The following is an 18,473-nucleotide window of genomic DNA, read 5'->3' on the forward strand; positions in this document are numbered from 1 at the left end:
AATTTCCTCTACCGCCTGGGCTTCGCCACGGCAGGCCCAGGGAAAGCTGCCGTCGACCACCCTGTTCTCCGGCTTCTCCGCACCGGTTCGGGCGTGCGGTTGCTGCTGGCGGGCGGCCGATTCGGCGGCAGGGACGTGGCCGATCGGGCCTGGGTGAGCGGTTCGCGGGAGTGATGGACGAACGCCTGCCCGAGCAGTCGACCCGCCGCGCGAAGGCACTCCCCAGTGCGAGATACTCTCCCGATGAGTTCACGCCCTTCCCCGATCAGCCAGCCGATCACCATACGGAGGGCCGTCGCGCGGGATGCCAAACGGCTCACGCGGCTCGTGCGTGGCTCACGCGCCTACCAGGGGAAGTACGCGGCCGCAGTCGCGGGCTACCGGGTCGGTCCCGACTACATCGAGGCCCACCGCACCTTTGTGGCCGTCGGCGCAGACGAGCACGGAGGCCGGGTCCTCGGGTTCTATTCGCTGGTCCTCGCTCCACCGGAGCTCGACCTGCTGTTCGTCGCCGACGAAGCGCAAGGACGGGGTATTGGACGGCTGCTCGTCGCGCACATGCAGTCCGAGGCCCGTGCCGCCGGGCTCGACCGTCTCAAAGTCGTGTCGCATCGTCCCGCCGAGGACTTCTACCACCGCGTTGGTGCGGTGCGGACCGGGACCGCGTTCGCGAACCCGCCCGCCGTGCCGTGGGACCGTCCCGAATTCGAGTTTCGCATTCCTCCGGAATAAAGCGATGTGCCGGTTCGCGGGGCACCGGCTCACCTGCAGCCAGGCGCAGCGGATGATCGTGCCAGTCACCGGTCGTGGAGACGCCGTCGGGCTGCTGGGGCTCTTCCCGCACATATAGTGACCGATCCCACGGGCCACGATATGGACGCCGCCCTGGCCGCCCTAGCCCTGTGGGCGGCGCCCCTGCGCGGCGGGCACCGCGCAAGAGTCGGCCTCGCCGAGCAGGCAGACCCACCCGGCCTACGACAAACGCGGCCACCCCACCGGCAACTGCAGCGCATCAACCTCCGCACCGGGCGGGCCCAGCTCGCCGGCGTCGGCCACCCCTGGCCACTCGCGCGCCGGGTGGAGCGTTGTGCTGGGTCACGTACCGCTCCGACGGCGCCCGGCCTCGGCGGCGATCACCCGATCACGGGCGATGGGTTTCCGTCGGCTCGACGCCCCTCCGGGCCAACCGTCCTGCATACGGCCGTCGTCGGCCGGGTTGTCCGCGAACTCCCCCGGAATTGTCCTTGATCGGTAACGGACGCATCCTCGGGCCGCCTTCGCTCGTCCTGCCAGGTGGTCGCAAGGTGACCAGGGAGTCGGCGAGGAACTGCGTGAAGGCGGGACGGACATGGCACGGCACGGCGGACGGGGCTGGAACAGCAAGGTGCTCGGGGCGGCGCTCGGGGTGACGCTGCTGGCTGCCGGTGCCTCGGTATGGACCGCGCAGGCCGGAGCGTTGGGCGGCCCATCGCCGAAGACGACCACGTCGGCCACACGGGGAAGTGCCGTCAAGCCGGTCGCGGCGGACATCGCGCACGCCTCGGACCAGGGGGCGCGGGGCGTCAACATCACCATCGACGACGGGCCCGACCCCGTGTGGACCCCCCAAGTACTCGATGTGCTGCGCCAGTACGGGGTCAAGGCCACGTTCTGCATGGTGGGCACGCAGGCACAGGCCCATCCGGACCTGGTCAAGCAGGTGGTCGCGGCCGGGCACCGGCTGTGCGACCACTCGGTGTCCCACGACACCACCATGGACAAGAAGTCCCAGGCCTACCAGGCGCAGGAGATACTGGACGCCGAACGCATGATCACCCAGGCGTCCGGGGGCATCCGGCCGATGTACTACCGGGCCCCCGGCGGCGCCTTCACCCCCTACAGCCGCCACCTCGCCGCCTCCCGGGGCATGCGCCCGCTCGGCTGGAACGTGGACTCCAAGGACTTCGAACGGCCGGGCACGGCCGCCATCGTCGCCACCGTGGAGCAGGAACTGCCGGGTGGCCCGACGATCCTCTTCCACGACGCGGGCGGCGACCGCTCCCAGACCGTCGAGGCCCTGCGCCAGATCCTGCCGCGGCTCAAGGAACAGGGTTACTCCTACGGCTTTCCCGTGCGCTGAGCCCACCGGCCCCGGCACAGGCAACACGCGAAGGTCACCGGTGCCACTTTTCACGCGCTCGACCGGCGCCGAACTCACACACTGGGGCAGGTCCTTGGTCTCCACAGGGTTGCGCACGGAGGCCCAGCTGTAGCCCAACCGGTCGTGCCGGCCCACGTCGTGCACGGTGAAGCCCACCCGCTTGCCCTTCGCTCCCGGCAGGTCGCTGCTGGTGATGACACCGGTAGCGACCGCGACCTTCCCGCCGGTCACCAGACAGTCGATCCGCCCCTTGGCCCAGGCGCCCTCGCCGTCGAGGTAGTGGCTGAAGCGGAAGGTCCCGGTGGCCTTCGCCGGATCCATCCGGTGCCGGGCGGCGAGACGCCCGTCGAAGGTGAAGGTGATGTCGTCCCCGAGCGTCCGGGAGAGCTTGGCGGACCCGGTGAGGGCCGCGGCTTCCCGGGCCTCGCCGGGGGCGTCGGACCCCGGCGAACGGCCAGAGGCCGCGGCGGAGGCGGTGCAGGCGACGGCGGCGGCACCTGTGGTGACCCGGATACGGGCGGAAGCTGACGATGTGCGGCTCATTGCCGCACCTTCCTCGTGGCTGACGCCCGTGTCCTGCGGGCACCGTTCCAGAGTCCCCGGGCTGACGGGGCATCACATCTCCTGCCGAGCTGACGTATTACTCCCTCACGGGGCTTGCCGTCGGCAGGACACTCGTCCGGTCTGAGCCCGCGTAGAGAACACCGTCGGCGACAGACGCGGCGTGCAGGAGACCCATGGGAGGCCGTGGGCGCTGCCCGGGCGGAAACGGACTTCATGCCGATCACCGTAGGACAGAGCCCCGGCAGTGGGATCGGCCGAACGGCCGAGGGTCTTCCCGTGATCCCGACCGTTCGGCCGAGGCGCGCGCCCAGGCCCGCGGGCGAGGGTGGATCCGCATCCTCACCACGGACATCAGGAGTACGCGATGCAGCGCAGCAAGGTTCTTGTCGGCGTCGTCGGAGGCGTGACCGCGCTGGTTGCCCTGGGCGGCCTCAGTACGCATCTGCTGGCCGGCACCGAGTCGACCAGTCGCCTGGACGAGTACGGCACGGCGTCGGTGGACGGCCACAAGGCGCTCGCGGCGAACATCGTCGCCGGGCGAACCGAGAGCAGGTTCCACCCGCTGCCCTGGGTCGGCGACAAGGTCTCCGGTGTCAGCTGCCCGACCGGGCTCAAGGCCGTGGCCGGAGCCACCCTCACCTGCACCGGCGAGAAAAGCGGCGGCGGGAGCGTCTCGATACCCGTCCGGGTGACCAAGGCCGACGCCAAGAGCGTCACCTGGAAGTTCGAGCGCTGAGAAGGAGAGACGAGACACCGTGAGCACCGTCCTGGCCGGGTACGGCCTGGTCAAGAAGTACGGCTCCACGACCGCCCTGGCCGGGGTGGACGTGGAGGTCCACGAGCGCGACTCGCTGGCCATCATGGGCCCGTCCGGGTCCGGCAAGTCCACATTGCTGCACACTCTCGCCGGGATCGTCCGACCCGACGACGGTCAGGTGCTGCTGCGCGGCGAGCGAAGCGAGATGGGGGTCCCCCCGGCCGAAGGCTGGGGGCGTATCGACAACCTGGGCGAGAACAAGCTGAGCGCCCTGCGCCGCAAGCGGTTCGGGTTCGTGTTCCAGTCGGGTCAGCTGCTGCCGGAGCTGCCCGCCGAGGAGAACGTGGCGCTGCCACTGATGCTGGAGGGCATACCGCGTGGCGAGGCCGTCGCCCGTGCCCGCCGCTGGTTCACGCCGTTGGGCCTGGACGGGTTGGAGCTCCGTCGTCCCGGCCAGCTCTCCGGCGGCCAGGCACAGCGCGTCGCCATCGCCCGCGCCCTGGCCACCGAGCCTGACGTGGTCTTCGCAGACGAGCCCACCGGCGCCCTGGACCAGCGCACCAGCACGGAGGTCGTCCAACTGCTGACCTCCGCCACCCGGGAGACGGGCGCCGCCCTGGTCATGGTCACCCACGACGCCGAGGTGGCCGCGCACTGCGACCGGATCGTCCAGGTCCGCGACGGCCGCATCGGCGGCCACACCCAGTACACCGTCGCCTGATCTCCCCCGGAGGTAGCTGCCATGCGTTCCCCCGTCCTGCCCCTGACCTGGCACCTCGCCCGGTCCTCCGGCCGTCGCGGCCTCCAGTCCCAGCTGCTCGCGGCCGGTGCCGCCGCCGTCGGTTCCTTTCTCCTGCTGCTGATGACTGCCGCGGCCCTCGGCGCGGGCGCTCGCGCCGACCACACCACGTGGCGCACCCCCGACGCCGTATCGGCCAGAGAAGCGACGGCGGTCCAGGCCACGACCACGACATACGTACGCCAGGAACCCGTGACCGTCGTGAACCTGGCCCGACTGCCCGGCCGTGGACAGACCTCCGCGCCACCCGGCCTGAGCCACTTCCCGCAACAGGGTCAGGTGTACGTCTCTCCCGCCCTGGCCGAACTGCTGCACAAGCTCCCCGCCGCCCAACTCGCCGACCGCTTCCCGAAGGTGAGCTCCTACGACACGATCGGCGCCGCCGGTCTCGCCTCGCCCGACGAGCTGGTCGCGGTGATCGGACGGGCGCCCGGCGACGCGGCCGTCTCCAAGGCGGCCGGGGAGCAAAACTACTACGACGACGGGCTGACGAAGCGCGCACTGGTCTCCGGGTTCTCCGGCACCAAGGCCAGCGTGTTCACCGGCACCGACCAGGGGACCGTGCTGCTGGGCGTGGTGCTGCTCGTCATGCCGGTCGTCGTGCTGGCCTCGGCGGCCGGGCGGCTCGGCGCGGCCCGGCGTGAACAGCGGCTGGCCGCGCTGAGGCTGGCCGGGGCGACACCGCGGCAGATCCTCGCCATGACCGCCGTCGAGGCCGCGGGAGTCGGCGCAGCCGGGGCAGTGGCCGGCGCGGTCGCCTACACGGCACTGCTGCCTGCGCTCGCCGACATCCCGTACGGCGTCGGCGCCTGGTACACCGGCCGGCTGTGGGTGGGGCTGCCCTGGCTGGCGGCCGTGGTGCTGGCCGTCACCGCGCTGATCACCGTCAGCGCGGTGACCATGCTGCGCCAGGTGGCCACCTCGCCCCTGGGCGTCGCCCAGCAGGCCGACCCGCGCCGCACCCGCGTGATACGTCTGCTGCTGTTCGTCGCGGTCCTGGGCTACATCTGGGCGACCACGGGCGACAGCGGACAGCTCAAGCCCCGGCAATTGCTCGCCCTGCTGGCGCTCTTCTACGGCGCGTTCTGGCTGTTCGGCCCCTGGGTCGTGGACCGGTTGGGCCGGATCGTGGGCCGCCGCGCCAAGCGCCCGGCCACACTGCTGGCCGCACGGCGGCTCAGCGACGACCCGCGCGCGGTCTGGCGCACCGTCAGCGGCTTGGTCCTCGCCGGGTTCGTGGCCGGGTTCTTCTCCGTCAGTACGCTGAGCTTCGACGGTCCCCGCCACCACGACGAGGTCGGGGTGATCACCGCCAACGCCGCCGACGCCCGGCACACCGCCACCCAGGCCCGAACGCTCCTGCGGCAGGCCGGCGTCACCGCGGCCGTCACCGTCACGAGCGAGGACGACTACGACAGCCTGCTCGGCGGTGTCGACGGCGTCATCGCCCACGTCTCCGGCGGCCAGGACCGCATCGACACCGGCGTCACCGCGCTCACCCGCCTCGGATCGGGCCGCTACCCGTTCACACAGGAGTACGTGTCCGCGTCGGACGACATAGTCATCGCCCGCGTCGCCACCGTCAGCACCGCCACCCTGGTGCTCAGCTTCCTCGTCGCAGCCGCCTCCGCCGGCCTCACGGCCGCCGCGAACGTCCTCGACCGACGCCGGATGTACGGCCTGCTGCGGCTGGCCGGCACCCCGCTTCAAGTGCTGGACGGGGCCCGGATCCGCGAGACCGTCATCCCGCTTGCCGTCCTGGCAGGCGGCACCACCGCCATGGGAGCCTTCGGCGCCATGCAGCTCAACAAGGCGGCCGGCACCACGATCAACACCTCCGGTGTCGTGCAACTGGTGATCTGCCTTGCCGTCGGCACGCTTGCCATGCTCGCCGCGATCACCGGCAGCAGGCCACTGCTGCGGAAGGTCACGGAGGGTCCGGCACAGACGGCGGACTGACACCGTACCGACGGTCGGACTTCCCGCGACGCCGGGGCCTTGACCAGCTTCGGCGGGCCTCGGCATCCTGCCTGGCCGCTGTGCTTCTTTACCCGCGTTCCTGGGCGAAGGCCGCGCTGAGTTCACCTGTCACTTCGTCCATGGCGAAGGGCTCGCCGCACCCTTCGCACACGGTGCGGCTTGATGGTCGAGCACCGTGCCGGCAGGGCGAGCAGTACCGAGACGAACCCGTTGTGACGGCCGGCCTCGGCGAACGATGGCTTCGGCCCATCCGGTACGGCGCGGTGGCCCGGAGCCTCGTTCTGCAAGTGCAGACGGCAGCGCAGACAGGCGGCTGTCACCGGTGTCGACCGCGATGGTCAGCGGCTCGCCCTTGGCCGCGGTGGGCGTTCAGCTGCCGTCCTGCCCTGTCCGGGCGGGACAAGGCTGTTCTGACTATCGGCCCGTTGCAGGCCGGCGCTCCGGCGCCGAGCCTGGACAGCAGCACAGCCACCGAGTATCTCCCTCTTCGTATGGTGCATGCCCTTGGCTGCTGCGCGGTGTGTGCCTTCAGCTGTTGGTGTCTTCGGGCTGTTCCTCGGCCGGCGGCGTGGTCTCCGTTTCCGGTGCGGTGTAGAAGACGGAGGAACCCTGCTTGGTGCGCTGGGCCTGACTCCTGGCCACAAGTCCCTCGAGGGTGACGCGTACGACCTTGGTCTTGATGTCGCGCTCGGGATGGGCCTGGCCGAGCGCGGTGGAGATTTCCGCGGCGGAGCGCGGTTCGTCCTGCTCACGGAGGTGGCTGCGGATGAGCCCCACCAAAGTGGGCTGGGCCGCGTTTGTCTCGGACTTGGCGGTGGACTTCTTGGCCGTCGTGCGTTGCTGCGGAGCGGTGGTCTTCCGTGCGGTTTGCTTGCTGCGCGGTGCGGACTTGGCCTTCTTCCGGGGAGATGGCACCGTGGCGGTCTCGGTCGAGGGCGTGGGCTCCTTGGTCGAGTGTGTGACGCCGAGCGCCTGCTGGATGTTCACCAGCACGCTGTGATCATGCTGCAGGGCGGCCAACTGCTGCTGCAGAGCAGCGATGTCCCCACTGATGCGTTCCTGCTCCTTGAGGTTGGTCTCGAGATCGGCGGCTACTTGGGTGCTGTACTGGTGTGTCAGTCCCGTGGTGTCGGTCGTGCTCTCGGACATGATGCTGGCCTTTCCTCGGTGTGCGGCCGTGACGCAGAGGCGGAGCGCGACGCTGAACCGGGGCAGCGTGGGCTGCACTAGCAGCGTGGATGCCGTAACTGCCGCAGAATGCCTTGGCATAGAGATACTACGGACAAGCGGAGCCAACTGTTCCCTGCGAACAGCCACTGCTGTCCGGTGCCGAGGTCATGGCTGCCATGTCCGTCGACGTGAACGTGAAGCGGGCCATGGGCCGCTCGCCGAGGAGGCCGACCACCTCGACGAGCCCGTGACGGAAGCGGCGCTCGCGGCTGGACGCCCGTGGCCCGGGAGGCCTGCGTCCCCGTTCGCGAGGACGCCGCCCGGATTCAGGCTGTGTTGAGGTCCGGGCGAGCCATGGGCAACGCGAGCACCAGAAGCGCCAAAAAGCCGGCAAAGGGGTCTGGGGCCATGGCCGAGTGCCATGCCATCGTGCCTGCCATGACGACTGATCACCTCACTCACAACCGGCCCGCGGGCCACCTGCGTCACGCGGCGAGCAAGGTGCCGGAGGTGACCGTCTACTTCTGGATCATCAAGGTGCTGACCACCGGGATGGGTGAGACGGCGTCCGACTTCCTGGCCCACCGGCTCGGCCCGATCCCCGCCGTCGGCGTCGGCGGCATCGCCCTGGTGGCCGCCCTGGCGGTGCAGTTCACGGTTCGCCGGTACGTGGCCTGGATCTACTGGACGGCGATCGTCATGGTCAGCGTGTTCGGCACCATGGCCGCGGACACCCTGCATGTCGGCCTGGGCGTGCCGTACATGATCTCGACCCCCTTGTTCATGGTCGCTCTGGCCGCCGTCTTCGCCCTCTGGTACCGCAGCGAACGCACCCTGTCCATCCACAGCGTCCACACCCGCCGCCGCGAGACCTTCTACTGGGCCGCCGTGCTGGCCACGTTTGCGCTGGGCACCGCCGCGGGCGACCTCACGGCGACGATCGGACTCGGCTACCTGGGCTCCGCCGTCCTGTACGCCGCCGCGATCGCCGTCCCGGCCGTCGCTCACCGCTGGGGCGGCTTGAACGCGGTGACGGCCTTCTGGTCGGCTTACGTCATCACCCGTCCCCTCGGCGCCTCGATCGCCGACTGGATGGCCGTCGGCCACAGCCGGGGCGGACTTGATCTCGGCCTCGGACCGGTCACCCTGTCCTGGACCGTGGCCATCCTCGGGTTCGTCGGCTACCTGTCCGCCACCCGGACGGACGCTCACACCACACCCAATCCCTGATGCCGCAGTGACGCTGAGGAATGCTGCCGAGCCTGTCAAAGTCCAAGCGTGTCCCCTTGGGGACGGCCCTGTATCCAGTCGGGCCACGCAACCCGCCGCACGCTGCCCCGCTGCGTGGGCCGTTCCGGGCGGTGCTTCGCACAGCAGTTCCGCGCTCGGGTCGGCATGCGCGCACTGCTGACCGGGATCGCCGTCGCCGTCGCCGAAGGCGTGGCTTCGTCGACCGGAATGATCCCGCCTGGTGCGTCTGAGCCATAGTGCCAGGCCGATTCCGTACGGCCGTGAAACCGCGCACTCCGCCGGTTAGGATCCCGGCATGGCCCTGACCTACAGCGACGTGGATCGGTTCGAGGCGGCCAGGCCGCGTCTCGAGGCCATCGCCTACCGCATGCTCGGCTCGGCGAGCGAGGCGGAGGACGCCGTACAGGAGACGTATCTGCGGTGGCAGGCCGCCGATCTCGGGCGTATCGAGGTGCCAGAGGCGTGGCTGACCAAGGTGCTCACCAATCTCTGCCTCAATCAGCTCACGTCGGCCCGTGCGCGTCGCGAGACCTATGTCGGTCAGTGGCTGCCCGAACCGTTGCTCGAAGGGGACCCGATGCTGGGCCCGGCGGAGACGGTCGAACAGCGCGAGTCGGTGTCGTACGCCGTGATGGTTCTTCTGGAGCGGCTCTCGCCCAACGAGCGGGCGGTGTACGTGCTGCGCGAGGCATTCGCGTACTCCCACCGGGAGATTGCCGAGATCCTGGACCTGAGTGAGGCGGCCAGCCAGCAGATCTTCCATCGCGCGAAGAAGCATGTGGCGCAGGGCGGGGCGCGGGCCGAGACCGACGAGGCGGCCGTGCGCCGGATCGTCGAGGAGTTCCTCGCTGCGGCGACCAGTGGTGAGACCCAGCCGTTGATCAAGCTGCTCACCTCGGACGCCATCGCGGTGGGCGACGGCGGCGGCAAGGTGCCGGCCCGGGCCAGTGCCTTCGAGGGCGCACGCGCGGTGGCGAAGTTCATGCGCGGGCTGTTCAAGCCGGCCCCGGCCAAGAGGAACCTGGTCGGCGGTTCCCCCGACCTCTACGCCGCCACGGTCAACGGCGGCCCTGCGGTCGTCGCGGTGGTCGACGGGCGTGTCATCGGCATCATGTGCCTGGAGCGGACACAGGAAGGCATCGTTGCGGTGCGCAGCCAGGTCAACCCGGACAAGCTGGAGCGGGCGACGCAGCGTTGGGCGGCGGGCGATTTCGGTCCTCCGGTCCTGACCGAAGCCCTCTGACTCCTTGTGTGACGCAGGTCACTCTTGTCTCCTGTCAGGAATCGGCGGGCTGTCCGGTTCAAGGGGCGTGACCGGGCCAGAAGGCACCGGACCCGCGCAGACAGGAGCAGGAAAATGCAGCACCGGATCATCGTCCTCGGCGCCGGCTACTCCGGAGCGATCGCGGCAGGCCGACTCGCCAAGCGGCTGCGTCGTGAGGACGTCGCCATCACCCTCGTCAACGCAGAGCCCGACTTCGTCGAGCGGGTCCGGATGCACCAGCTGGCCGTGGGCCAGGAGCTGAAGCCGCGCCCGTTGCGCGAGATGTTCGCGGGCACGGGAGTCGAGGTGAAGCTCGCGAAGGTCACGTCGATCGACGTGGACCGCAAGACGGTCGCGGTGCAGAGCGCCGAGGGGGCGGCGGAACTGCCGTACGACACCCTCGTCTACGCCCTCGGCAGCGGCGGCAACGACAACGGCGTTCCCGGCGTCGCCGAGCACGCCCACCAGATCGCGAGCCGCCCGGGCGCGCTCCGGCTGCGCGAGCGTCTGAGCCGGCTCGCCGAGGGCGAGACGGTCCTCGTCGTGGGCGGCGGCCTGACCGGCCTGGAGTTCTCGACGGAGGTGGCCGAGGCCCGCCCGGACCTCGACATCACGCTCGTCACGCGCGCCGGACTGGGCGACTGGCTCTCCTCGAAGGGCCGCGCGCACCTGCGCAACGTCATCGACAGGCTCGGCATCACGGTGTACGAGAACGCCGCGGTGACCGCGGTCGAGGCGGACCAGGTCACGACCGCGGACGGCCGGACCCTCCCGGCCGCCGTCACCGTCTGGACCACGGGCTTCACGGTGCACCCGCTGGCCGCGGCCACCAGCCTCGAACTCGCGGACACCGGCCGCATCGTGGTCGACGCGACGATGCGCTCGGTCTCGCACCCGGATGTGTACGCGATCGGCGACGCCGGCCACGCCCTGGGCGCCGGCGGCAAGCCGCTGCGCATGTCCTGCGCCTCCGGCACCCCCATGGCCTGGCAGGCCGCCGACTCCATCGCCGCTCGCCTGACCGGCGGCAAGCTGCCGAACGCCCCGCTGCGCTACTTCAACCAGTGCATTTCTCTCGGCCGCAAGGAGGGCCTGATCCAGTTCGTCACCGCGGACGACCGCTCCGTGGACCACGCCCTGACCGGCCGCTTCGCGGCCCGCTACAAGGAGTTGGTCTGCAAGGGCGCGGCCTGGAGCGTCGCCAACCCGACGATGGGCATTCCGGTACGGCGGCGACGGGTGACGGTCGGCCAGGCGGCGCCCGAAGGGGTGGCACGGGTGTCGGCGTGAGGCACGCCCTTGTGTGTGACACGGAGGCCGCGGGTGCCGGTCTTCCGCGGCGATGGTGACGGACCTTGCAGCGGTCTTCCACGTGGCTGACAGTCCCAGCCCGCCGTCGTCACACCGCACTCCCCGTGATGTGGCCGGGCTGCGGAGCGTTGACGCATGCCGATACAGGCATATGATGACGTCATGGCACGAGCGGCGACGACCTCGGACGCGTTCAACGCGATCGCCGAACCGCAGCGGCGAGAGATCCTGCTGCTGCTGCGGAGCGGCGAGCGCCCGGTGACCGACCTGGCGCGGGATCTGGGGATGACCCAGCCGCAGGCGTCCAAGCACCTGCGGGTCCTCCGGGAGGTCGGGCTCGTGCGGGTCCGCGGCGCGGGCAAGCAGCGGCTGTACGGCCTGGACGCCCGCGGGCTGCGGCCGGTGCACGAGTGGGTGGGCGGCTTCGAGCGGTTCTGGAGCGAGAGCTTCGACCGGCTGGACGAGTACGTCCGAGGTCTCAAACAGGCACGGCAGGAGGAACCGACGGATGACGACGACCAGTAGCGGCGCTGGGCCCGACCACACGACCGCGGACCGCGAGATCGTGATCTCCCGGGCCATCAGTGCCCCACGGGAGCTGGTGTTCGAGGCGTTCACGCAGGTCCGACACCTGACGAGATGGTGGGGACCGGACGGGTTCACCACCACGACGAGGTCCTTCGAGTTCCGCGTCGGCGGGGCCTGGGACTTCGTGATGCACGGCCCGGACGGGACCGACTACCAGGAGTGGATCACCTGGCGGGAGATCGTCCCGCCGGAGCGGATCGCGCTGCTGCACGGCGAGTCCCGCGACGATCCCAACGCCTTCGAGTCGGTCCTGGCCTTCGAACCGGCCGGCGACGACACCCGGATCGTGATGCGCACGGTGTTCCCCACCAAGGAACTCCGCGACGAGGCGGTGGAGAAGTACCACGCGGTCGAGGGCGGCGAGCAGACGCTGAGCAACCTGGCGGCCTATGTCGCCGAACTCACCCGGAACGACACCGGCCGCAACGAGACCGTCCCGAAGGGAACGGATACCTGATGGCCGGGAAGGTGTTCTTCAGCGTGACGATGTCGCTCGACGGCTTCATGGCACCCGAGGCCGTGCCCGTCGAGGACGTCTTCTCGCCCGGGAAGCAGGACGACCCGAGCGTCAGGCGCTGGATGTCGAAGTGGGCGGAACTGCAGGCGTGGGCGTTCCCGCAGCGGTGGTTCCGGGAGAACCTCAAGCTCGGCGAGGGTGGCGAGGAAGGGCTCGACAACGACATCGCACGGGCGACGTACGAACGCACCGGCGCGAGCGTCATGGGGAAGCACATGTTCGACGCCGGCGAACTGGCATGGCCGGAGGAGGCGCCGTTCCACACCCCGGTGTTCGTCGTCACCCACACCAGGCGCGACCCGTGGGAGCGGCCGGGCGGCACCACCTTCCACTTCGTCAACGACGGCATCGAGAGCGCCCTCGAACAGGCCCGCGAGGCAGCCGGCGACCGCGACGTGCGCATCGCCGGCGGCGCCGAGACGATTCAGGAGTACCTGGCCAGCGGACTGATCGACGAGTTCTCGGTCACGCTCGCGCCCGTGCTGTTCGGCACCGGCATCCGCCTGTTCGACCGTGTGGACCCCGACCGCCTGGCCCTCGACCAGACTCGGACCGACGCATCGCCCCGGGTGACCCACCTGACCTACGCCGTCGGCAAACGCTAGCGTCGTCGGTCGGGTCCGGCGCGGAGCGCCAGCCGCGGATAGGAGGTGAAGACTGATCGGTCCGCGGCGACTTCTGGATGCCGACAACGGGGCAAGGCTGGCGCAATGCCAAGTTCGTACGCCAGTAGGCCGTGACCAGCAGGGCTCGGTTGCCCAGCGGCAGGCTCCACGGTCGGCCCGGTCGGCCCGGTCGGCTCCGTCGGAGCCCTCGCGACGCGAGCGCACCGCGCCTGCACGCTGTCCGGAGCTTCAACAGCGGTCCACGGTGGGAAGAGCAGTCTCGTGACGAACCCGGCAGACCTGGAACTTGCCCACCGCCTTGCCGACCAGGCGGATGCCATTGCGCGAAGCTACTTCTCGACTGCCACCATCGGAGCCCGGACAAAGAGCGACGGGAGCCCGGTAACTGACGCTGACCGGGAGATCGAAATCGTCCTTCGCTCCTTGATCCGCCATGAGTACCCCGACGACGCGTTCCTCGGCGAGGAGTTCGGCGCCCAAGGTCACGGCGGACGGCGCTGGATCATCGACGCCATCGACGGCACCGCGAGCTTCCTCGCCGGCGAACCGGAGTGGAGCACACTGATCGCTGTCGAGGAGGACGGCCGCGTCACCCTGGGCATGGTCTCCGCCCCTGCTCTGGGCCGCCGGTGGTGGGCCAGGCCGGACTCGGGCTCCTGGACAGGGCCATGCCCCACCGAGCCGGCCCAATCGGCGCACCGGCTGGTCCTCACCGAAGGCGGAAGTGCCCAGAACGCAGCCGTCGGTATCTGGCCGCCCCCGTCCAGACTGAACCAGCAGGAACGCATCGTGGCCGCGAAACTGGCAAGAGGTGTCTTGCGGGTCCGACCGCGGCTCGACTGGACTGCAGCGGATCCCACCGCGCCGGCACCCCGCAAACCGTCCGCCGGATCCGGCACCTGTCACGGCGCCCTCCTGGTCGCAGCCGGTCAGCTGGATGCCTTCCTCCTCCTGGGCGCCGGTCCCTGGGACATCGCCCCTTTGATCCCCATCGTCCAAGAGGCCGGCGGTACTTTCAGCGACCTCACCGGCCAGTACCGGACCGACACCGGGGCCGCACTGTTCGCCCGCTCCGGACTCCACCAGCAGCTCTTGGACATCGCAGGCGCCGCCGACTGAGCGGCCTCTGCCCTCCAATGCGTTGCCTCGCGCGCCGTCGCCGCCTTCGGCTCGTCAGTCGCTGCCCGTCACTGCGACCCCGCGGCCACCAGCGTCGCGGTGATGGGTTCGAGCTCGGCGACCAGCTCGTCGAGTTCGGCGGGAGACAGAGCGTCGTACGGCGGGGCGGCGAGCTCGTCGGTAAGGGCTTCGATGCGCTGCTTGGTCTCGCGGCCGGCGTCGGTGAACCGGCCCTCGATGTCCACGAGCCCGCGCTCGCGCAGGCCGTCCATGACTGCGGCCAGCTGCTCCTTCGGCAGGTGATGGATGCGCCCGAACGACTCCGGCGGGTCGATGCCCTTCGCCAGCGCGTCGAGCACGTGGGCCTCCGTGCCGCCGATGCGTGCGCCGACGAGAGCGGCGATGTGCCCGTCACCGCGGTGCTCACGCAACATGGTCGCGGAATGCCACAGTCGGGCGACCGGGTCGCTCGGTAAGGGAAGGGTGCGCATCCCGGCGTACATCACCCGACCTTCAGTGGGCGCGTTCGTCGCGGCTTTGGTGGTGAGGTCGGCGGCGCGCACCAGGCCGGGGGAGTCGGCCAGTTCTTCGCCGAGGATCCGCCGTAGAGAGGCCGCGCTGCCCCGCTCCCGTGCGGCGACGGACGCCTCGAGCGGGATTGTCTCCCACGCGCTCGGGATGTGCCGCGCGGCTTCCCCGTCGGCGAAGTTGTAGAAGGCCGCGTGCACGACCTGCCCCGGCACTCGTCCCAGCGGCGCGGCGCGGCTGGCGAAGTAGCCGTCCCAGTAGGTGCGGTGGCCGAGCGCGGCCAGCTCGACGGCATCTTGATCGAACGTTTCGAACGCCAGACCCGCAGTGGGTTGCACGATGACGCCACCGTCCTCTCGGTCGTATGGCGCGCGCCGGCCACCCGCACAAAGGGTGTGCGGCGTCTATCGGTGCGCGCGAAGCCCGTCGAGGATGAGCGCGAGCATGCGGGGAGCGCGGTCCTCGGGGCCGGCCGCGGCCCGCCAGAGTGCGCCGGTGAGCTGGAGGAAGTCACCGGGGTCGGCGTCCTCGCGGATGCTTCCGTCCTTCTTGCCGGCGTCGAGGAGCTCGGTGATCGCGGCGATGACCGGACCGTAGCTCTGCTCGCTGATCGCCTGGTGCGCGCCCGGGCCAAGGGCGTCGCCGAGGCCGTGCTTTCTGCGCATGGCCTCGACCAGGTCGGTCGTCCAGTGGCGGAGCGCTTCCAGCGGCGGCATCCGCTCCAGCAGGTCGGGCACGGTGCCGGTGATGCGGGCCACCTCGTCCTGGTAGACGGCCAGGACCAGCGCCTCGCGGGTGGGGAAGTTGCGGTACAGGGTGCCCGCGCCCACTCCGGCCCGCTGGGCGATCTGGTTCATCGACGTGCTGCCGTCCGCTGCGAGCGCTTCGCGGGCGGCAGCGAGGATGCGCGCTCTGTTCTCACGGGCGTCTGAGCGGACCACGGGACCTCACCAAATGACCAGTACGGCGCCGGCCACCCCGGTCCAGGATGGCGCGGGCACGCCGCACCCCCCACCGCTCCAGGGCGGCCAGCAGTCCCCAGCCGGAAAGCGATGCGAGCAGTGCGACGACGCCCACGGGCACGCCGCCGATGTCGAGCGTCTGCTCGCCGTCGGCGTTCCGCAGCCGGTGCCCCAGCAGTGGGTCCGCGACCAGCCACACCAGAACGGGGGCCAGGACGGCCAGTGTCACAACCCCCAGGCGCCTTCTCCGCACGCTCACTTGGCGCCCGACGAGAGCGCCCCGTGCAGGAAGACGTCCACGAGCTCCTGCGGGGTCAGGTCGGGCTCGTCATCCGTACGCGGCTGGGTGAAGAGCAGCCCGAAGAAGAGGGCCGCGACCTGCTCCGGCGGCCGACGCAGGGCCGGCCTGTCGGGCTCCAGCAGCTCCGCGAGGGCCGCGCGAATACGGGTCGTCGACTCGGTGCGGCCCGCGCCGCGCACCGTACCGGGGTGCTTGCCGCCCCCGTGCCCCAGCGAGCCGGCGACAGCGCCCATCCTGGCCAGGTGCGCCGCCAGTGCCTCGGCCGCCTCCGTGAGCCGGTCGGACAGCGGCTGGGACACGTCGATCGCGTCGAGTTCGCGGACCGCGTGCTCGGGGGAGAGCGCCTCGGCCATGCAGGCGTGCAGGAGCTCGTCCTTGTCGGCGAAGACCCGGAAGATCGTTCCCTCGCCGATGCCTGCAGCGCGGGCGATCTTCGCGGTCGTCACCGCGGCGCCGTACTCGGCGATCAACGGGATCGCGGTCTGGATGATCATTGCGCGCCGCTGCTCCGGCGACATGGCGGGGGCCCGGCGGCGGCTGGTCTGGTTCTCCTTGGCTGCTGTCATGACGATGAGACTACGGAGTGAGTCCTCACTCCGTCAATGAGTGAGGACTCACTCCGCTCGACTTCCCCTTGCCTGGCCCGGACCTCGTCTCGTGTGCGCCCACCCTTGACATTAGGCAGGGAAATGCCTGCATAATGTTGAGTGTGAGCCTCGAAGCAATAGCGATGGACTCGGTGTTCAAGGCGCTGGCCGATCCCACTCGGCGGCTCCTGCTCGACCGGCTGCGCGAGCACAACGGGCAGACCCTGCGGGAACTCTGCGAGCGCCTTGGCATGGCGCGCCAGTCGGCGACGCAGCACCTGGACATCCTCGTGCGGGCCAACCTTGTCACCGTCGTGCGGCGCGGCCGGGAACGGCTGCACTACCTCAACCCCGCCCCGATCCACGAGATCGAGGAGCGCTGGATCTCCGGCTTCGACAAACCCCGCCTGCAAGCGATCAGCGCCATCAAGCACCAGGCAGAGGAGTACGCCATGACCAACGCACCCACACCGGTGCCGGACTACGTATACGTCACCTACATCCGCGCCAGTGCGGAGCAGGTGTGGCACGCCCTGACCGACGCCGACCTGACGGCGCGCTACTGGGGACACGCCAACGTCTCCGACTGGCAGCCGGGCTCGGCCTGGGAACACCGGCGAGCCGACGGGTCAGGCAAGATCGACGTGGTGGGCCGCGTCCTGGAGACCGAGCCGCCGACCCGGCTGGTCATCACCTTTGACGACGCCCCCGATGCCGAATCGCCGGGAGAGCCGTCGGTCGTCACCTTTCTCGTCGAACCGCATCAGGACATCGTCCGCCTCACCGTGACCCACGAGAACCTCCCCAACCAGGAGATGCTGGGCGGCATCTCGGCCGGCTGGCCGGCCGTTCTGGCGAACCTCAAGTCGATGCTGGAGACCGGCGAGGTCCTGCCGCAGGCGCCCTGGGAGATGTCCCGCGCCCACACCTGAGCCGCGACTCTCCGCCTCCTCTCCATGACGCATACGCCCGCACAGAGAGGTGCAAGACATGCTGGACACTGCCTCACTCCAGGACGCTTACCGCGCACTGCTCGAAGCAGCCGCTACCGTGGCCGACGCCGACGACCCCAACCCCGCCCCGCCAGAGGGTGAGTGGAACGTCGAGCAGATCCTTGCGCACGTCTCTCTCATCAGCGCCACCACCATCGCCACCGTCGCAGGTATCGCAGCGGGGGCCAACACGACGTACGACAACAGGATCGCCCTCGACGCCTGGACCATCGAGCAAACCATCGCGCACGCCGGCGGCAGCGCGGGGCTCCGGGACCGCATCAGCGGCCAGGCAGCCGCCCTGTGCGCACTCGCCGGTGGTGCGGCACTCAGCGACGCCGAGCTCAGTCACTCCGTGCCCGCACGGCTCCTGTCCCACGACACCCTCCTGGTCGATCAGCCCATGCCGCTGCGCGACATCGTCACCGGCCTGGCGGAGGCAGAACTTCCCGGCCACACGAAACAGCTCCTCGCCCTGCTCCCCGAACGGGCCGACGCCGAGGCCACGCGGTGACCAGGTCATAGCGAGCCTGCCGCACGTGCGCGCCCAGAAGCGCGGGGCGCATCATCAACCCGTCGGTGCAGGGGTTCATCCCCGCGCCCTACACGGCCGTCTACGGCGCGTCCAAGCACGCGATCGAGGGCTACTCCGAGTCCCTGGACCAGGAGGTCCGGGAGTACGGCGTCCGGTCGCTTCTCGTCGAACCCGCCTACACCAACACCCGGTCAACGCCAACGGCGCGAAGCCGAACAAGCCCCTGCAGACCTACGCCGATCAGCGGCACGTCTTCGCCCGCCTGATGGCGGAGGCGATCAAGGCCGGCGACGACCCCGCCGTGGTCGCCAAGGCGATCGTCGCCCAACGACGTGCGCTTCGACCTGGGGCGCGGCGTCGAGGGCATGGCCTTCATCACCGACTTGGGCGGCGCCAACGGCATCATCGTGGTCGACCTCGCCACCGGCCGCTCCTGGCGGCGACTGACCGGGGACCCCTCGGCGCTCCCGGACGAGCGGTTC

The 18,473-nt window shown here is 70.3% G+C and carries 21 protein-coding genes and 2 pseudogenes; 15 read left to right on the forward strand and 8 right to left on the reverse strand.

Annotated elements, in window-relative coordinates:
* The first annotated feature begins 243 nt into the window (after positions 1-243).
* Entirely contained in the window at positions 244-732 is a 489-nt protein-coding gene (locus ACIBJB_RS41020) for a GNAT family N-acetyltransferase (RefSeq protein ID WP_398938922.1), read from the forward strand.
* A gap of 616 nt (positions 733-1,348) precedes the next feature.
* Entirely contained in the window at positions 1,349-2,119 is a 771-nt protein-coding gene (locus ACIBJB_RS41025) for a polysaccharide deacetylase family protein (protein WP_398938924.1), read from the forward strand.
* Between the two features lie 18 nt (positions 2,120-2,137).
* Here ACIBJB_RS41025 and ACIBJB_RS41030 read toward each other — a convergent pair.
* A pseudogene (locus ACIBJB_RS41030) lies at positions 2,138-2,683 on the reverse strand (hypothetical protein); the annotation flags it as partial.
* Between the two features lie 385 nt (positions 2,684-3,068).
* On the opposite strand from ACIBJB_RS41030, the gene ACIBJB_RS41035 reads away from it, so the two are divergent.
* The 3 genes from ACIBJB_RS41035 to ACIBJB_RS41045 are packed head-to-tail and all read left to right on the forward strand — an operon-like array spanning position 3,069 to position 6,219.
* Positions 3,069-3,440: a DUF4333 domain-containing protein gene (locus ACIBJB_RS41035; protein ID WP_398938926.1), complete on the forward strand. Its 372-nt coding sequence runs from the start codon at positions 3,069-3,071 to the stop codon at positions 3,438-3,440.
* Positions 3,441-3,459: 19 nt separating this feature from the next.
* Entirely contained in the window at positions 3,460-4,182 is a 723-nt protein-coding gene (locus ACIBJB_RS41040) for an ABC transporter ATP-binding protein (protein WP_398938928.1), read from the forward strand.
* A 21-nt stretch (positions 4,183-4,203) separates the two neighbouring features.
* Positions 4,204-6,219: an FtsX-like permease family protein gene (locus ACIBJB_RS41045; RefSeq protein WP_398938930.1), complete on the forward strand. Its 2,016-nt coding sequence runs from the start codon at positions 4,204-4,206 to the stop codon at positions 6,217-6,219.
* Positions 6,220-6,768: 549 nt separating this feature from the next.
* Here ACIBJB_RS41045 and ACIBJB_RS41050 read toward each other — a convergent pair.
* Positions 6,769-7,389, reverse strand: coding sequence for a hypothetical protein (locus ACIBJB_RS41050; protein WP_398938932.1), 621 nt, complete (start codon positions 7,387-7,389; stop codon positions 6,769-6,771).
* Positions 7,390-7,848: 459 nt separating this feature from the next.
* Between ACIBJB_RS41050 and ACIBJB_RS41055 the strand changes: the two genes are divergently transcribed.
* From ACIBJB_RS41055 to ACIBJB_RS41080, 6 genes are all read left to right on the forward strand, one after another.
* On the forward strand, positions 7,849-8,640 hold the full coding sequence (locus ACIBJB_RS41055) for a hypothetical protein (RefSeq protein WP_398938934.1): 792 nt from the start codon (positions 7,849-7,851) through the stop codon (positions 8,638-8,640).
* 316 nt (positions 8,641-8,956) lie between these two features.
* Positions 8,957-9,904 (forward strand): RNA polymerase sigma-70 factor, encoded by a 948-nt coding sequence (locus ACIBJB_RS41060; protein ID WP_398938936.1) that lies wholly within the window; start codon positions 8,957-8,959, stop codon positions 9,902-9,904.
* Between the two features lie 114 nt (positions 9,905-10,018).
* Positions 10,019-11,215, forward strand: a complete 1,197-nt coding sequence (locus ACIBJB_RS41065; RefSeq protein ID WP_398938938.1) for an NAD(P)/FAD-dependent oxidoreductase — start codon at positions 10,019-10,021, stop codon at positions 11,213-11,215.
* A 183-nt stretch (positions 11,216-11,398) separates the two neighbouring features.
* On the forward strand, positions 11,399-11,761 hold the full coding sequence (locus tag ACIBJB_RS41070) for an ArsR/SmtB family transcription factor (protein ID WP_398938940.1): 363 nt from the start codon (positions 11,399-11,401) through the stop codon (positions 11,759-11,761).
* A complete protein-coding gene (locus ACIBJB_RS41075) occupies positions 11,745-12,281 on the forward strand; it encodes an SRPBCC family protein (protein ID WP_398938942.1) in 537 nt (178 codons plus the stop codon). The genes ACIBJB_RS41070 and ACIBJB_RS41075 overlap by 17 nt, the downstream gene beginning before the upstream one ends.
* On the forward strand, positions 12,281-12,946 hold the full coding sequence (locus ACIBJB_RS41080; protein ID WP_398938944.1) for a dihydrofolate reductase family protein: 666 nt from the start codon (positions 12,281-12,283) through the stop codon (positions 12,944-12,946). The genes ACIBJB_RS41075 and ACIBJB_RS41080 overlap by 1 nt, the downstream gene beginning before the upstream one ends.
* Positions 12,947-13,013: 67 nt before the next feature.
* Here the strand turns inward: ACIBJB_RS41080 and ACIBJB_RS41085 are convergent.
* Positions 13,014-13,130 (reverse strand): annotated as a pseudogene (locus tag ACIBJB_RS41085) (IS5/IS1182 family transposase); the annotation flags it as partial.
* Positions 13,131-13,228: 98 nt separating this feature from the next.
* Between ACIBJB_RS41085 and ACIBJB_RS41090 the strand changes: the two are divergent.
* Entirely contained in the window at positions 13,229-14,086 is an 858-nt protein-coding gene (locus ACIBJB_RS41090) for an inositol monophosphatase family protein (RefSeq protein ID WP_398938946.1), read from the forward strand.
* Positions 14,087-14,154: 68 nt separating this feature from the next.
* Here ACIBJB_RS41090 and ACIBJB_RS41095 read toward each other — a convergent pair whose 3' ends face one another.
* The 4 genes from ACIBJB_RS41095 to ACIBJB_RS41110 form a co-directional block, all read right to left on the reverse strand.
* Positions 14,155-14,952, reverse strand: a complete 798-nt coding sequence (locus ACIBJB_RS41095; protein WP_398938948.1) for a MarR family transcriptional regulator — start codon at positions 14,950-14,952, stop codon at positions 14,155-14,157.
* A 66-nt stretch (positions 14,953-15,018) separates the two neighbouring features.
* Positions 15,019-15,555 carry a TetR/AcrR family transcriptional regulator gene (locus ACIBJB_RS41100; protein ID WP_398938950.1) on the reverse strand — a complete coding sequence of 179 codons (537 nt, stop codon included), beginning with the start codon at positions 15,553-15,555 and terminating at the stop codon, positions 15,019-15,021.
* Positions 15,533-15,805 carry a DUF6069 family protein gene (locus tag ACIBJB_RS41105; RefSeq protein ID WP_398938952.1) on the reverse strand — a complete coding sequence of 91 codons (273 nt, stop codon included), beginning with the start codon at positions 15,803-15,805 and terminating at the stop codon, positions 15,533-15,535. The genes ACIBJB_RS41100 and ACIBJB_RS41105 overlap by 23 nt, the downstream gene beginning before the upstream one ends.
* 26 nt (positions 15,806-15,831) lie before the next feature.
* Positions 15,832-16,443, reverse strand: coding sequence for a TetR/AcrR family transcriptional regulator (locus ACIBJB_RS41110; RefSeq protein ID WP_398938954.1), 612 nt, complete (start codon positions 16,441-16,443; stop codon positions 15,832-15,834).
* A gap of 164 nt (positions 16,444-16,607) precedes the next feature.
* Here ACIBJB_RS41110 and ACIBJB_RS41115 point away from each other — a divergent pair, with 164 nt between their 5' ends.
* The 3 genes from ACIBJB_RS41115 to ACIBJB_RS41125 all read left to right on the forward strand — a co-directional run bounded on the left by ACIBJB_RS41115 (position 16,608) and on the right by ACIBJB_RS41125 (position 18,257).
* Positions 16,608-17,396 carry an ArsR/SmtB family transcription factor gene (locus ACIBJB_RS41115; protein WP_398939010.1) on the forward strand — a complete coding sequence of 263 codons (789 nt, stop codon included), beginning with the start codon at positions 16,608-16,610 and terminating at the stop codon, positions 17,394-17,396.
* Positions 17,397-17,454: 58 nt separating this feature from the next.
* Complete coding sequence (locus ACIBJB_RS41120; protein ID WP_398938956.1) at positions 17,455-17,970, forward strand: hypothetical protein; 516 nt, start codon at positions 17,455-17,457, stop codon at positions 17,968-17,970.
* Between the two features lie 65 nt (positions 17,971-18,035).
* Positions 18,036-18,257: an SDR family NAD(P)-dependent oxidoreductase gene (locus ACIBJB_RS41125; protein ID WP_398938958.1), complete on the forward strand. Its 222-nt coding sequence runs from the start codon at positions 18,036-18,038 to the stop codon at positions 18,255-18,257.
* On the opposite strand, the gene ACIBJB_RS41130 is transcribed toward ACIBJB_RS41125, so the two are convergent.
* Complete coding sequence (locus ACIBJB_RS41130) at positions 18,167-18,415, reverse strand: hypothetical protein (RefSeq protein ID WP_398939011.1); 249 nt, start codon at positions 18,413-18,415, stop codon at positions 18,167-18,169. The genes ACIBJB_RS41125 and ACIBJB_RS41130 overlap by 91 nt on opposite strands.
* Positions 18,416-18,473: the final 58 nt, after the last annotated feature.

The organism is Streptomyces sp. NPDC050759 (assembly GCF_044456945.1).
GTDB lineage: Bacteria > Actinomycetota > Actinomycetes > Streptomycetales > Streptomycetaceae > Streptomyces.